This window comes from Staphylococcus caeli, assembly GCF_900097965.1.
Taxonomy (GTDB): domain Bacteria; phylum Bacillota; class Bacilli; order Staphylococcales; family Staphylococcaceae; genus Staphylococcus; species Staphylococcus caeli.
In genome coordinates, this window is the sequence record NZ_FMPG01000011.1 from 39,081 (window position 1) to 54,041 (window position 14,961).

The 14,961-nt window shown below is 34.5% G+C and carries 11 protein-coding genes; 10 read left to right on the forward strand and 1 reads right to left on the reverse strand.

What is annotated here, in order from left to right; genetic code table 11:
* The first annotated feature begins 62 nt into the window (after positions 1-62).
* Genes pcrB through BJS11_RS10260 form a run of 4 tightly spaced genes read left to right on the forward strand, consistent with a single transcriptional unit; the run spans position 63 to position 6,190 of the window.
* Entirely contained in the window at positions 63-755 is a 693-nt protein-coding gene (gene pcrB / locus BJS11_RS10245) for a heptaprenylglyceryl phosphate synthase (RefSeq protein WP_069996095.1), read from the forward strand.
* Positions 752-2,962, forward strand: a complete 2,211-nt coding sequence (gene pcrA, locus BJS11_RS10250; protein WP_069996096.1) for a DNA helicase PcrA — start codon at positions 752-754, stop codon at positions 2,960-2,962. Before pcrB ends, pcrA begins: the two co-directional genes overlap by 4 nt.
* A gap of 3 nt (positions 2,963-2,965) precedes the next feature.
* Entirely contained in the window at positions 2,966-4,969 is a 2,004-nt protein-coding gene (gene ligA / locus BJS11_RS10255) for an NAD-dependent DNA ligase LigA (RefSeq protein ID WP_069996097.1), read from the forward strand.
* Positions 4,970-4,981: 12 nt separating this feature from the next.
* Positions 4,982-6,190 carry a CamS family sex pheromone protein gene (locus tag BJS11_RS10260; RefSeq protein ID WP_069996098.1) on the forward strand — a complete coding sequence of 403 codons (1,209 nt, stop codon included), beginning with the start codon at positions 4,982-4,984 and terminating at the stop codon, positions 6,188-6,190.
* Between the two features lie 129 nt (positions 6,191-6,319).
* Here BJS11_RS10260 and putP read toward each other — a convergent pair whose 3' ends face one another.
* Positions 6,320-7,855 (reverse strand): sodium/proline symporter PutP, encoded by a 1,536-nt coding sequence (putP, locus tag BJS11_RS10265; protein ID WP_069996099.1) that lies wholly within the window; start codon positions 7,853-7,855, stop codon positions 6,320-6,322.
* Positions 7,856-8,222: 367 nt separating this feature from the next.
* On the opposite strand from putP, the gene gatC reads away from it, so the two are divergent.
* The 6 genes from gatC (at position 8,223) to BJS11_RS10295 (ending at position 14,890) form a co-directional block, all read left to right on the forward strand.
* A complete protein-coding gene (gene gatC, locus BJS11_RS10270) occupies positions 8,223-8,525 on the forward strand; it encodes an Asp-tRNA(Asn)/Glu-tRNA(Gln) amidotransferase subunit GatC (RefSeq protein ID WP_069996100.1) in 303 nt (100 codons plus the stop codon).
* A gap of 1 nt (position 8,526) precedes the next feature.
* Positions 8,527-9,984, forward strand: coding sequence for an Asp-tRNA(Asn)/Glu-tRNA(Gln) amidotransferase subunit GatA (gene gatA / locus BJS11_RS10275; protein ID WP_069996101.1), 1,458 nt, complete (start codon positions 8,527-8,529; stop codon positions 9,982-9,984).
* Positions 9,985-9,996: 12 nt separating this feature from the next.
* On the forward strand, positions 9,997-11,424 hold the full coding sequence (gatB, locus tag BJS11_RS10280) for an Asp-tRNA(Asn)/Glu-tRNA(Gln) amidotransferase subunit GatB (RefSeq protein WP_069996102.1): 1,428 nt from the start codon (positions 9,997-9,999) through the stop codon (positions 11,422-11,424).
* Between the two features lie 338 nt (positions 11,425-11,762).
* Complete coding sequence (locus BJS11_RS10285; RefSeq protein WP_069996103.1) at positions 11,763-12,680, forward strand: diacylglycerol kinase; 918 nt, start codon at positions 11,763-11,765, stop codon at positions 12,678-12,680.
* 73 nt (positions 12,681-12,753) lie between these two features.
* Entirely contained in the window at positions 12,754-14,115 is a 1,362-nt protein-coding gene (rlmD, locus tag BJS11_RS10290; RefSeq protein ID WP_069996104.1) for a 23S rRNA (uracil(1939)-C(5))-methyltransferase RlmD, read from the forward strand.
* Positions 14,116-14,338: 223 nt separating this feature from the next.
* Positions 14,339-14,890, forward strand: coding sequence for a DUF3267 domain-containing protein (locus BJS11_RS10295; RefSeq protein WP_069996105.1), 552 nt, complete (start codon positions 14,339-14,341; stop codon positions 14,888-14,890).
* Positions 14,891-14,961: the final 71 nt, after the last annotated feature.

Consider the following 14,961-nt stretch of genomic DNA (forward strand, 5'->3'; position numbering starts at 1 on the left):
TTAGAACTCATTGTATAAAAATGATATAATCAAATGTATGCTAAAAGAAGGAGTAACATATCATGCATGACATAAAAACATGGAAACATATTTTTAAATTAGACCCTGCTAAATCACTCAATGACGATGATTTAAGGAGAATATGTATGTCTGGTACAGATGCCATTATGATAGGCGGAACAGATAACATCACGGAGAATAATATTTCGCAATTGATGCATAGGATAAATAACTATTCAATACCGCTTGTTTTAGAAATTTCCAATGTCGAGAGTGTTATCCCTGGATTTGATTTGTATTTTATACCTACAGTTTTAAATAGTAGTGATGTAAAATATCATAATGGAATGCTCTTGCAAGCATTAAAAACATATGGGCATTTAATTGACTTTAGTGAAGTCGTGTTTGAAGGTTATGTTGTACTTAATCCAGATTGTAAAGTTGCAAAAGTGACGCGAGCAAATACCAATTTAACTGATGAAGATATTGAAGCGTATGCTCAGATGGTCAATGATATGTATCGATTGCCAGTAATGTATGTCGAGTATAGCGGCACATATGGTGAAACAGGTATGGTGAAGGCAGCAGCAGATATGTTAACAGAAACACAATTATTTTATGGTGGAGGCATTAGTACATACGAAGAGGCACATGCTATGGCGACTATTGCTGATACCATAATTGTTGGAAATATTATATATGAAGATATGGATAAAGCTTTAAAAACAGTTGAGATAAAGGAGACACATAAATGAATGCATTAGTAAATAACATGAATGATGAACAGAGCCAAGCAGTACGTACTACAGAGGGGCCATTATTAATAATGGCGGGTGCTGGCTCAGGAAAAACACGTGTGCTAACACATCGTATTGCGTACTTACTTGATGAAAAAGACGTGTCTCCATACAACGTATTAGCGATTACTTTTACAAATAAAGCAGCAAAAGAAATGAAAGCCCGTGTCGAAACGTTAGTAGGAGAGCAAGCACAAGTATTATGGATGTCTACATTCCACTCTATGTGTGTACGCATATTAAGAAGAGATGCTGATCGTATAGGTATAGAACGAAATTTTACAATTATTGATCCAACAGACCAAAAATCTGTAATTAAAGATGTTTTGAAAAATGAAAATATAGATAGTAAAAAGTTTGAACCGCGAATGTTTATTGGTGCAATTAGTAATTTGAAAAATGAATTGAAAACACCGGAAGATGCACAAAAAGAAGCAAATGACTATCATGAACAAATGGTTGCAACGGTATATAAAGGCTATCAAAGACAATTATCTAGAAATGAAGCACTCGACTTTGATGATTTAATTATGATGACGATACGTTTGTTTGAAAATGTACCAGACGTATTAGAATATTATCAAAATAAGTTCCAATACATTCACGTAGATGAGTATCAAGATACCAATAAAGCACAGTACACTTTAGTAAAATTACTAGCTGTTAAATTTAAAAATTTATGTGTGGTAGGAGATTCTGACCAGTCTATTTATGGTTGGCGTGGCGCAGATATTCAAAATATTTTATCGTTTGAAGAAGACTATCCAGAAGCTAAAACAATTTTCCTAGAACAAAATTATCGTTCAACTAAAAATATATTAAATGCTGCGAACGAAGTTATTAAAAATAATTCTGAACGTAAACCCAAAGGGTTATGGACGGGGAATACGAGCGGCGATAAAATTCATTACTATGAAGCAACGACCGAGCGAGATGAAGCGGAATATGTTGTGCGTGAAATTATGAAGCATCAAAGAAACGGTAAAAAATATCAAGATATGGCGATTTTATATCGTACTAACGCACAATCTCGTGTTCTTGAAGAAACATTTATGAAGTCTAATCTGCCATATACAATGGTTGGCGGTCAAAAATTCTATGACAGAAAAGAAATTAAAGATTTGCTAAGTTATTTACGTATTATTGCAAACAGTAATGATGATATTAGTTTAAGACGTGTCATCAATATCCCAAAACGTGGCATTGGTCCGTCATCAGTGGATAAAATACAAGCATATGCGGCACAAAATGATTTAAGTATGTTTGATGCGTTAGCCGAGGTAGATTTCATTGGTTTATCAAAAAAAGTTACACAAGAATGCATCACTTTTTATGATATAATGCAAAATTTAATTAAACAGCAAGAATTTTTAGAAATTACCGAAATAGTTGAAGAAGTGTTAAAACAAACAGGTTATCGCGAAATGTTAGACCGCGAACAAACTCTTGAATCAAGAAGTAGATTGGAAAATATTGATGAATTTATGTCAGTTCCAAAAGATTATGAAGAAAATACGCCATTGGAAGAGCAATCACTCATTAATTTCTTAACAGATTTATCTTTGATTGCAGATATTGATGAAGCACAAATTGAAGATGGTATTACACTCATGACTATGCACTCAGCAAAAGGGCTAGAGTTCCCAATTGTATTCATAATGGGTATGGAAGAATCATTATTCCCACATATTAGAGCAATTAAGAGTGATGAAGAACACGAAATGCAAGAAGAGAGACGTATTTGCTATGTTGCAATCACACGTGCTGAAGAAATACTTTATCTTACACATGCAACTTCTAGAATGTTATTTGGTCGTCCACAATCAAACATGCCTTCAAGATTTTTAAGAGAAATTCCCGAAGATTTATTGGAAAATGAATCTAAAAGTAAAGCGAAAACTCAAACACAAGGTCAACGTTTCCAATCTGCTACGAAACAGCCTACGAAGCGTCCACACAGTCAGCGTGCAACGTCGTCTAAGCAACAACAAGTGGCTACTGACTGGAACGTAGGAGACAAGGTAATGCATAAATCATGGGGTGAAGGTATGGTAAGTAATGTTAAAGAAAAAAATGGTTCTGTAGAATTAGATATTATTTTCAAATCGGAAGGGCCAAAACGCTTACTCGCACAGTTTGCACCAATTAAGAAAAAGGAGGAATAGTTTGTGGCAGATATACAGGCACGTGTAAATGAGTTACATGAATTGTTGAATCGTTATGGATATGAATATTATGTGCTCGATAATCCATCGGTTCCAGATAGTGAATATGATAAATTGCTCAACGAACTTATCGAAATTGAATCAAATCACCCAGAATATCGAACTCCAGATTCTCCCACTGTTAGAGTAGGTGGTACTGCACAATCTACATTTGAAAAAATTAATCATGATACGCCAATGCTCAGCTTAGGAAATGCATTCAATGAAGCTGATTTGAGAAAGTTTGATCAGCGTATTCGAGATAATATCGGTGATGTTGAATATATGTGTGAGCTTAAAATAGATGGCTTAGCTGTGTCATTGAAGTATGAGGATGGGCGCTTTGTTCAAGGGCTAACACGTGGTGATGGAACTACGGGTGAAGATATTACAGAAAATCTTAAAACCATCCACGCCATTCCTTTGAAAATCAAAGAATCAAGAACATTCGAAGTTCGCGGTGAGGCCTACATGCCAAGGCAGTCATTTTTTAATCTAAATAAAGCAAAAGCTGAAAAAGAAGAACAACCATTTGCAAACCCGAGGAATGCAGCAGCCGGTTCACTACGTCAACTTGACTCGAAACTTGCTGCTAAGCGAAAGTTAAGTGTATTTCTTTATAGTGTGAATGATTTTACTCAGTTTAATGCAGATACGCAAAGTGAAGCATTAGACGAATTAGATGAATTAGGTTTTAAAACTAACCAAGAGCGACAAAGAGTGGCGACAATAGATGAAGTGTTGGCATATATAGATAAGTGGACTGAAAAACGTGAAGACTTACCATATGATATAGATGGCATTGTTATCAAAGTGAATGCTTTAGAACAGCAAGAAGCGCTTGGATTCACTCAGAAATCACCACGTTGGGCAATTGCATATAAATTTCCAGCTGAAGAGGTTATTACAGAATTATTGGATATTGAACTTAGCATTGGAAGAACGGGTGTCGTGACACCGACTGCTATTTTGGAACCAGTCAAAGTTGCTGGGACAACTGTTTCGAGGGCATCATTACATAATGAAGATTTAATACATGACAGAGATATCCGAATTGGTGACAGTGTTGTAATTAAAAAAGCAGGCGACATCATTCCTGAGGTTATCAAAAGCATCGTTGATAGACGTCCTAAAGAAGCGCTTGTTTATCATATGCCTACGCATTGTCCAAGTTGTGATCATGAACTTGTGAGAATAGAAGGCGAAGTTGCGTTACGTTGTATAAATCCAAAATGTCAGGCGCAGTTAGTCGAAGGTCTCATTCATTTTGTGTCTCGACAAGCAATGAATATAGATGGATTAGGAACAAAGATTATTCAGCAACTTTATGAACATAAAAAAATTAAAGATATTGCGGATATTTTTTATTTAACAAAAGAAGACTTATTGCCACTTGAGCGTATGGGTGAGAAAAAAGTTGATAATTTATTAAATGCTATAGATAAAGCAAAATCAAACTCACTTGAGCAGTTGTTGTTTGGCTTAGGTATTCGACATTTAGGTGTCAAAGCAAGCAAAGTCCTTGCTGAGAAATATGAAACAATGAATGCTTTATTTGAAGTGACTGAAGAAGAACTGATAGCAATTCATGATATTGGTCATAAACTCGCACAATCTGTGGTCACTTACTTAGCAAATGAGGACATCCGGGCACTGATTGATAAATTGCAGTCAAAACATGTTAATATGACTTATAAAGGGATTAAGACAAGTGATTTAGATGGTCACCCTGATTTTAAAGGAAAGACGATTGTACTGACCGGTAAGCTATATCAAATGACTCGGAACGAAGCATCGGATTGGTTAACTTTGCAAGGGGCTAAGGTCACAAGTAGTGTTACTAAACGTACAGATTTAGTAATAGCAGGTGAAGATGCAGGCTCTAAGTTAGCGAAAGCAGAGTCATTCGGTACAGAGGTTTGGACTGAAGAAGATTTTGTGCAAAAACAAAAAGAAATAGAAGGGTAAAGGAGATAATACATGAAACGAGCGATTATACTTTTCATTTCAGCAATTTTTGTGTTATCAGCATGTGGCCAAAATGATGAAAAATCTAAAGCGCCATCTAATGACAAGGCTCAGGAAAAAGAATCTGGTTCTGTAAAAGAAATTGCTACTGACAAAAATGTTCAAGGTGATGACTATAGAACGATTCTACCTTTTAAAGAAAGCCAAGCCCGTGGTTTGTTACAAGATAACATGGCAAATAGTTATAATGGAGAAGATTTTGAAAATGGTCTTTTAGACTTAAGTAAAAGTGTATTTCCAACAGACGAATATCTATATCAAGATGGACAATATTTAGATAAAGACATGATTAATGCATTTTTAAGTCCGAAATATACTAAATCTGAAATTGACGATATGGATGAAAGTGAACGCAAAGAGAAAAAAGCTAATGAAAACCTAGGATTAAATCCGTCACACAAAGGTGAAACGGACCCAGAAAAAATTGCTGAAAATTCACCCGCATATCTGTCCAACATTTTAGAACAAGATTTCTATGGTAGTGGTGATACCAAAGGCAAAAAAATTAAAGGTATGACAATCGGTTTGGCAATGAATAGTACGTATTATTATCAAAAAGAGAAAAACGGCGAAACATATAGTAAAGATTTAGATGATAAAGAAATTAAAAAACAAGGTAAACAAATGGCGGGTGAGCTTTTATCTAGATTTCGTGAGAATAAAGGATTAAAGGACATACCAATTCACTTTGCGATTTATAAACAATCCGGTGAAAATTCCATCATACCAGGTGAATTTATAGCGGGTACAACGGTAGAAGAAGGTAAAACGCGTATAAATGATTGGAAAGATATTAAACAAAAAACAGCCTTATTACCATCTGAAGAAGCTGGAAAAATTGATGAAAATCTAAACTCAGATTTCAAACAATTCAATGATAATTTACAATCATACTTTAATAACTTTACACAAGCAGTAGGTACCGTTAAATTCGATAACAAAAAAGCGAAGCAATTATCCGTAGATGTACCAATTGATTATTATGGTAAAGCAGAAACAATTGGTATCACACAATATGTGACTGAACAAGCGGAAAAATATTTCGATGGCATCGATGCATATGAAATTCATATTAAAGATGGCAATAATCCAAAAGCACTCATAAGTAAGACGAAAGATGATAAAGAGCCTCAGGTTCACATTTATAAAAATAATAACTAGAGATAAATGAAATATGAAGTATTTATGGCCTTAATTATGAATTAAAATCAAATATCAAAATAAAAACGCTGTATAGTGTTCACACATTTGTGAACAAGCTATACAGCGTTTTTAGCGTATATTAACTAGTTATTCTTTGATAATTTGTTTCACTTTTTCTAAATCACGTTCGACAAAATCACCAGGATTTTTCGTTAATTTACTAACGACATAAGTGACAATTACACTTGCAATAAAGCCAGGAATGATCTCATACATGCCAAATATTTCATTAACTGATGCAAGTGGTTTAATCCAAGCAATCCAAATAATTACGACAAGAGCACCTGTAATCATACCAGATAAGGCACCTGCACGAGACAGTCCTTTCCAATAAAGTGAGAATATGACTAATGGACTGAATGCTGCACCAAATCCTGCCCAAGCATTACCTACAAGATTTAAAATTGTATCATTTGGTGACCAAGCAATCCATATGGCAACAATGGCAACCAATAATACAGATAAGCGTCCAACCATTACAAATTCTTTTTCGTGCTCACGTGCTTTGTCTTCACCACGAATCAATTTATAAAAGTCTTCTGTCAAAGAACTTGAAGTTACAAGTAATTGAGAAGAAATCGTACTCATAATTGCTGCCAAAATTGCTGCTAATAAGAATCCACCAACCAGTGGGTGGAATAAAATTTGACTCATAACAATAAACAGTGTTTCAGGGTCTTCCAACTTGATTTGACGCTCAGAAACGAATGCAATACCTGTGAGGCCGACTGCAACAGCTCCAAGCAAACCAATGACCATCCAACTGATGCCCAATCTTCTTGCTTTAGGTAATAGCTTGTGTGTTTTTATCGACATAAATCGTACAATAATATGAGGTTGTCCAAAATAACCAAGTCCCCATGCAAATAATGAAATAATACCTAAAACAGTTGTCCCCTTAAATAAATTCATGTTTGTAGGTTTCATCTCAGCAACTTGTCTAAACGTATCTAAACCGCTCAGTTCAATAAGCGCCACGATAGGTACCATAACCATCGCGATAAGCATGATTACACCTTGGAAAAAATCAGTAATGGAAACTGCTAAATATCCTCCAAAGAATGTATAGAATATGACAATCGCTGCAACGATGATTAGTCCCCAATGGTAATTTAGACCAAATGCGCTTTCAAATAATTTACCGCCTGACACAAATCCTGAATGCGTATAAAGTGTAAAAAAGACTACAATAATTAATCCTGAAATAATTTTTATGTAATTATTGCGATCATCTAAACGATTCTTGAAAAAGTCAGGTAGCGTTATCGCATCACCAGCTAATTCTGTATACACACGAAGTCGTGGTGCAACAACAAAATAGTTTACATATGCACCAAGCGATAGACCAATCGTAATCCACATCGCAGATAAACCAGTACTATATACTGAACCTGGTAACCCCATAATCATCCAACCACTCATGTCAGATGCACCTGCTGAAAGTGCAGTTACATATGGTCCAATGCTTCTGCCACCAAGCATAAATTCACTTAAATTACCTGTAGATTGTTTGTAACCATAATAACCGATAATCAGTAAAATTATAAAATACACAACAATCATAATATAAGTTTGCCAACTCGCTTGAACCTGATTGGCTAATGACGTGCCTAAAGTCAGCATGTTTATCATCTCCCTTTGTTTTGAAAAATTAAAATATACTACATGAATGATTATACAATGTAATTTATAAATAGAGTAGTATTATTTTTAAAAGACTAACTAAAATGTTTTTAAAAACATATTGTTAAGCGCTTACAATTATTAAGTGAATTGTTACACAAAATATAAAAATCAATGATTTATTATGCATATTATGTAAGTTGATAAAACGATGGATTGTGAACAATGATTTTACAGTGATTGCTATAATCAAAATATAAAAATAAAATAACAGCATAATTTATTGTTATTATTGAAATACTTAGATTTTTCGGCAGAATTTTGGTACAATTTTGTAATGAATGAGTAAAAAGGAGGCTTTTATTTAATGGCTAAAGTTACACGAGAAGAAGTTGAACATATAGCAAATTTAGCTAGACTTCAAATTACTGAAGATGAAACGACAGAAATGCAAAATACATTGGAAAGTATTTTAAATTTTGCGAATCAAATAGATACAGCAGAAACAAGTGAAATTGAACCAACTTATCATGTTTTAGATTTACAAAATGTATTACGCGATGATAAAGCAATCGAGGGTATTCCTCAAGAGCTTGCATTAAAAAATGCTAAAGAAACTGAAGATGGACAGTTTAAAGTACCAGCTATCATGAATGAGGAGGACGCTTAAGATGACGATCCGTTATGAATCAGTAGAAAATTTGATTAATTTAATCAAACAAAAAGAAATTAAGCCATCACAAGTAGTCAGTGATATATATGATGCAATCGAAGAAACGGATCCAACAATCAAATCGTTTCTTGCATTAGATAAAGAAAATGCACTTAAAAAAGCGCAAGAATTAGATGCGTTACAAGAGAAAGACCAAATGGATGGGAAATTATTTGGTATTCCAATGGGAATCAAAGATAACATTATTACTGAAGGCGTTGAAACAACGTGTGCAAGTAAGATGTTAGAAGGTTTTGTGCCAATTTATGAATCGACTGTAATGAAAAAATTACATAACGAACAAGCGGTTCTCATTGGTAAATTAAATATGGATGAATTTGCTATGGGTGGATCTACTGAAACATCTTATTTCAAAAAAACAGTAAACCCATTTGATCATAAAGCAGTTCCTGGTGGTTCTTCAGGTGGTTCTGCAGCTGCAGTTGCGGCTGGTTTAGTTCCATTTAGTTTAGGTTCAGATACAGGTGGTTCAATTCGTCAACCAGCAGCATATTGCGGTATTGTTGGCATGAAACCAACTTATGGTCGTGTATCACGTTTTGGATTAGTTGCATTTGCATCTTCTTTAGACCAAATCGGTCCAATGACGCGTAGCGTTAAGGACAATGCTTTAGTATTAGAAGCTATTACAGGTCTTGATGAAAATGACTCAACAAGTGCACCTGTTGATGATGCGGATTACACTTCAGATATTGGAAAAGATATTAAAGGCTTGAAAATTGCACTTCCATCTGAATATTTAGGTGAAGGTGTATCTGACGAAGTGAAAGCATCTGTGAAAGAGGCAGTTGAAACACTAAGAGACTTAGGTGCAACTGTAGAAGAAGTATCATTACCAAACACGAAATATGGTATTCCTTCTTATTATGTTATTGCTTCATCAGAGGCTTCATCTAACTTGTCTCGTTTCGACGGCATTAGATATGGTTACCATTCTCCAGAAGCAAACTCATTGGAAGAATTATACAAGATGTCTAGAAGTGAAGGATTTGGCGAAGAAGTAAAACGTCGTATATTCTTAGGTACATTTGCATTAAGTTCAGGATATTACGATGCATTTTATAAAAAATCTCAAAAAGTTAGAACTTTAATTAAAAATGACTTTGATCGTATTTTTGAAAACTATGATGTTGTCGTTGGTCCAACTACACCTACAACTGCATTTAACATAGGTGAAGAAATTGATGATCCACTTACTATGTATGCGAATGACTTACTAACAACGCCAGTAAACTTAGCAGGATTACCAGGTATCTCAGTGCCGTGTGGTCAAGCTAATGGTCGTCCAATTGGTTTGCAATTTATAGGGAAACCATTTGATGAAAAAATGTTATATCGTGTCGCTTACCAATATGAAACAAAATTTAATTTTCATAATGAATATAAAAACCTATAAGGAGTGGAAATCATGCATTTTGAAACAGTTATTGGACTAGAGGTCCATGTTGAGCTAAAAACAGACTCTAAAATGTTCTCTCCAGCGCCGGCGCATTTTGGGGCAAAAGCAAACTCAAATACAAACGTAATTGACCTTGCATATCCTGGTGTATTACCAGTTGTTAATAGACGTGCAGTTGATTGGGCAATGAGAGCTTCAATGGCACTAAATATGGATATTGCTACAGAATCAAAATTTGACCGTAAAAATTATTTCTACCCAGATAATCCAAAAGCCTATCAAATTTCTCAGTTCGACCAACCAATTGGTGAAAATGGTTATATTGATATCGAGGTTGATGGAGAAACAAAACGTATTGGTATTACACGCTTACACATGGAAGAAGATGCTGGGAAATCTACGCATAAAGATGGATATTCTTTAGTAGATTTAAACAGACAAGGTACACCGTTAATCGAAATTGTATCTGAGCCTGATATTCGCTCACCACAAGAAGCGTATGCTTATTTAGAAAAATTACGTTCAATCATCCAATACACGGGTGTATCTGATTGTAAGATGGAAGAAGGTTCTCTACGTTGTGATGCCAATATTTCATTGCGTCCATACGGTCAAGAAGAATTTGGTACAAAAGCAGAGCTTAAAAACTTAAACTCATTTAGCTTTGTACGTAAAGGTCTTGAATATGAAGAAAAACGTCAAGAAGAAGAACTTTTAAATGGTGGAGAAATCTTACAGGAAACACGTCGCTTTGACGAATCAACAGGTAAGACATTGCTCATGCGTGTTAAAGAGGGGTCAGATGATTATCGTTACTTCCCTGAACCAGATATCGTACCTCTTTATGTGGATGAAGCTTGGAAAGAACGTGTGCGTCAAACTATTCCAGAATTACCTGATGAAAGAAAAGAAAAATATGTTAATCAATACGGACTACCAGCTTACGATGCACATGTGTTAACACTTACAAAAGAAATGTCAGATTTCTTCGAAGGTGCCATCGCTGAAGGTGCAGATGTTAAATTAACGTCTAACTGGTTAATGGGCGGCGTCAATGAATATCTAAATAAAAATCAAGTCGATCTTTTAGATACTAAATTAACACCAGAGAACTTAGCTGGTATGATTAAATTAATTGAAGACGGTACGATGAGCAGTAAAATTGCTAAGAAAGTGTTCCCAGAATTAGCTGAAAATGGTGGGGATGCGAAACAAATCATGGAAGAAAAAGGCTTAGTTCAGATTTCTGATGAAGCTACACTTCTTAAATTTGTAAATGAAGCTTTAGACAATAATGAACAATCTATTGAAGACTATAAAAACGGTAAAGGTAAAGCAATGGGCTTCTTAGTTGGACAAATTATGAAAGCATCTAAGGGTCAAGCTAATCCGCAACTCGTTAACAAATTATTGAAACAAGAATTAGATAAAAGATAATTAGAAAGTCACATAGAGCCTGGGACATAAATAGATGTCTCAGGCTCGATTCAATTAGGTTGTAGATGACTGAATTGAAAATGTAAAGTCTCACTGCTTAATTCATTATGTAGTGCGACTTATTCATGTGCTTCAGCTTTGGTAAACTTAACAATCTTAGTCATCCATAATAGGGAGTGGAACTACGAAATCATTATTAGAGAATTTGATTTCTTCTCCGCTCTCTTTTAATTGCGTGTCTGTTTAATATTTTCTTTGAAATCTAGCCTAAAATACTTTTATCCTCTTTGTAAATCATATAAGATAGATAATGAGTATATGAAGTCGAGGGATAAATTATGAGAAAAAGAGCTAGAATCATTTATAACCCAACGTCAGGCAAAGAACTATTTAAACGTACATTACCTGATGTTTTAATAAAATTAGAAAAAGCGGGTTTTGAGACAAGTGCATATGCAACAGAAAAAGTTGGCGATGCGACAACTGAAGCAGTGAGAAGCTTAGACCAAAATTATGATGTATTGATTGCCGCAGGTGGTGACGGTACATTAAACGAAGTCATCAATGGTATTGCTGAGAAACCAAACAGACCTAGTATAGGCATTATTCCTATGGGGACAGTGAATGATTTTGGCCGCGCATTACATTTACCTAGTGACATTATGAGCGCAATAGATGTGATCATAGAAGGACATATAACACGTGTAGATATTGGGAAAATGAATAGCCGTTATTTCATTAATTTAGCAGCAGGTGGTCAATTAACACAGGTCTCCTATGAAACACCTAGTAAATTAAAATCAATTGTCGGGCCATTCGCATATTACATTAAAGGATTTGAAATGTTGCCTCAAATGAAAGCAGTTGATATCCGAATTGAATATGATGATAATGTATTTCAGGGTGAAGCGATGCTCTTCTTATTAGGATTGACGAATTCTATGGCAGGGTTTGAAAAATTAGTCCCGGATGCGAAATTAGATGATGGTTACTTTACATTGATTATTGTGGAAAAAGCTAACCTTGCTGAATTGGGGCATATCATGACATTAGCTTCAAGAGGTGAGCATACAAAACATCCTAAAGTACATTATAAAAAAGCGAAAGCTATAAGCATATCATCGTTTACTGATATGCAATTAAATGTTGATGGAGAGTATGGTGGGAAACTGCCAGGAAACTTCTTGAATTTAAAACAGCACATCGAAGTGTTTACACCGAACGATGTTAAAAATGATGAAATCGTAGAACAATAGTATACAAACAGATTAAGAGACGAGGTTAGGCAGTCATCAAACACCCTAACCTCTTTTAATATGGGGTGAAAGCATGAATGCAATTCAAAAAAATGAAATTCTAGAAGGAAAAGTCATAGATTTAACGCATGAAGGTCATGGTGTGGTTAAATTTGACCGTTATCCGATTTTTGTACCGAATGCCTTAATTGACGAAACGATTGATTTTAAAGTAATTAAAGTAAAGAAGAATTTTGCAATTGGTAAACTCATCGACATTAAAGAACAAAGTAAAGACCGAATTGAACCGCCATGTGTCTATTATGATAAATGTGGTGGATGTCAGCTACAGCATATGACTTATGAGGCACAACTTGAGATGAAAAAAGCGCAAGTGGTTAATTTGTTTCAGCGTAAGGCAGGCTTTAAAGATGCGATTATTCATGACACGATTGGCATGGATAACCCATGGTATTACAGAAACAAGTCTCAAATTCCAGTAGGAAAAAATAATGAAAATAAAGTCATTACCGGATTTTACCGTCAACGTAGCCATGATATTATCGATATGGATGAATGTTTAATTCAAGATCAAATACATCAAGAAGTAATTAACAAACTAAAAGTATGTTTCAATGAATTAAATGTGAGTGTATACAATGAACATAAGAAACAAGGTTTAATGCGCCATGTTGTGATTAGAACGGGTCATCATTCCAGAGAACTTATGGTTATCTTTGTAACTAATGGCAAAAAATTCAAGCAAAGTGATATATTAACAGAACGTTTGAAACAACATTTTCCAGATATTGTAAGTATTAAACATAACGTGAATGATACGCATTCAAATGTCATTATGGGTCAACATTCTTATACACTATATGGCAAAGATGAAATTATTGACACTTTATCTGATGTTACATTTAAAATAAATGACCAATCATTTTATCAAATTAATTCCGTGCAAACGGAAAAATTATATCAACGTGCGATAGACTATGCAGAGTTACAGGGCGAAGAAACAGTACTAGATACGTATTGTGGCATTGGTACAATTGGGTTATATATGGCGCCTCAAGCGAAACATGTGTATGGAGTGGAAGTCGTTCCAGAGGCGATTGCAGATGCGCAACAAAATGCGACCATAAACCAATTTGAAAATACTACTTTTGTCTGTGGTAAGGCAGAAGAAGTTATTTTAAAATGGAAAGCAGAAGGAATCAAACCGGATGTTGTAATGGTTGATCCACCTAGAAAAGGCTGCGACGAAACATTTTTAGAAACGCTATTAACATTAAATCCTAAAAAGATCGTCTATATCTCTTGCAATCCATCTACGCAGCAGCGTGATGCACAAGTATTAGCTCAACAATATAAACTTACACAAATTACACCTGTAGATATGTTTCCACATACAACACATGTAGAAACTGTAGCTCAATTTGAACGACTTTAATGGGAAACATCTTATTAATTGAGTTGTGATAAAATAGTGTTAAATATATAGTTTTTGTAAAATTAATTAATATTTTGTTGGGCGATTATTTCAATATATTGCAAATCGAGAAAGTTTGTTAAAGTTCAATTACAAGCGACTTACTTTCATTAAAAGCTCTTTATCAGCGGTGGAAATCGTTGTATACTCTAGGTAAGAATTGAATGATGTGGAGGGCTGGCTAATGTTTAAAATTGATTTGTTTTCTAGTAAGAAAGCACTTGAGGGATTTATTTTATTTCAATTTGCAGTTGTGATGATTAGTATATTATTGTTTTATAAAATGGCGTATACGATGACCCATGTTATTGAACAAAACATCATATTAAATATTGTTTACGGAATTATAGGCTTTACGCTTGTATACTTCTTACATGAGATTATTCATAACGTAATGTTTAGGTTATTGTCCAAAGGTAATAAACCTACGTATAGATTTAGACTAGGTATGATTACGACACATATGCCCAATGTGTATTTTAAAAAATGGCAATATATCACGATTATGTTAGCACCATTAGTCATAATAACAAGTGCCTTATTTTTACTATTTTCATACTACGCATATTCATCTATCATCTTTATTGCATGCTTCCACATTGGCTATTGCGTGATGGATATGTATTTCTTGACAGGAGTATTAAATAAAAATGTGCAATTAATTGAAGATACAGATGAAGGTATAGTGTACTATACGCAATCGCCTACACATGGATTTCAAACTGAAATAGAATAAGATTAATTGAATGACACATCAACTTAAAGAGTTAGTTGCTTAATGATAGAATATTGATTGCGCGTTTCAAA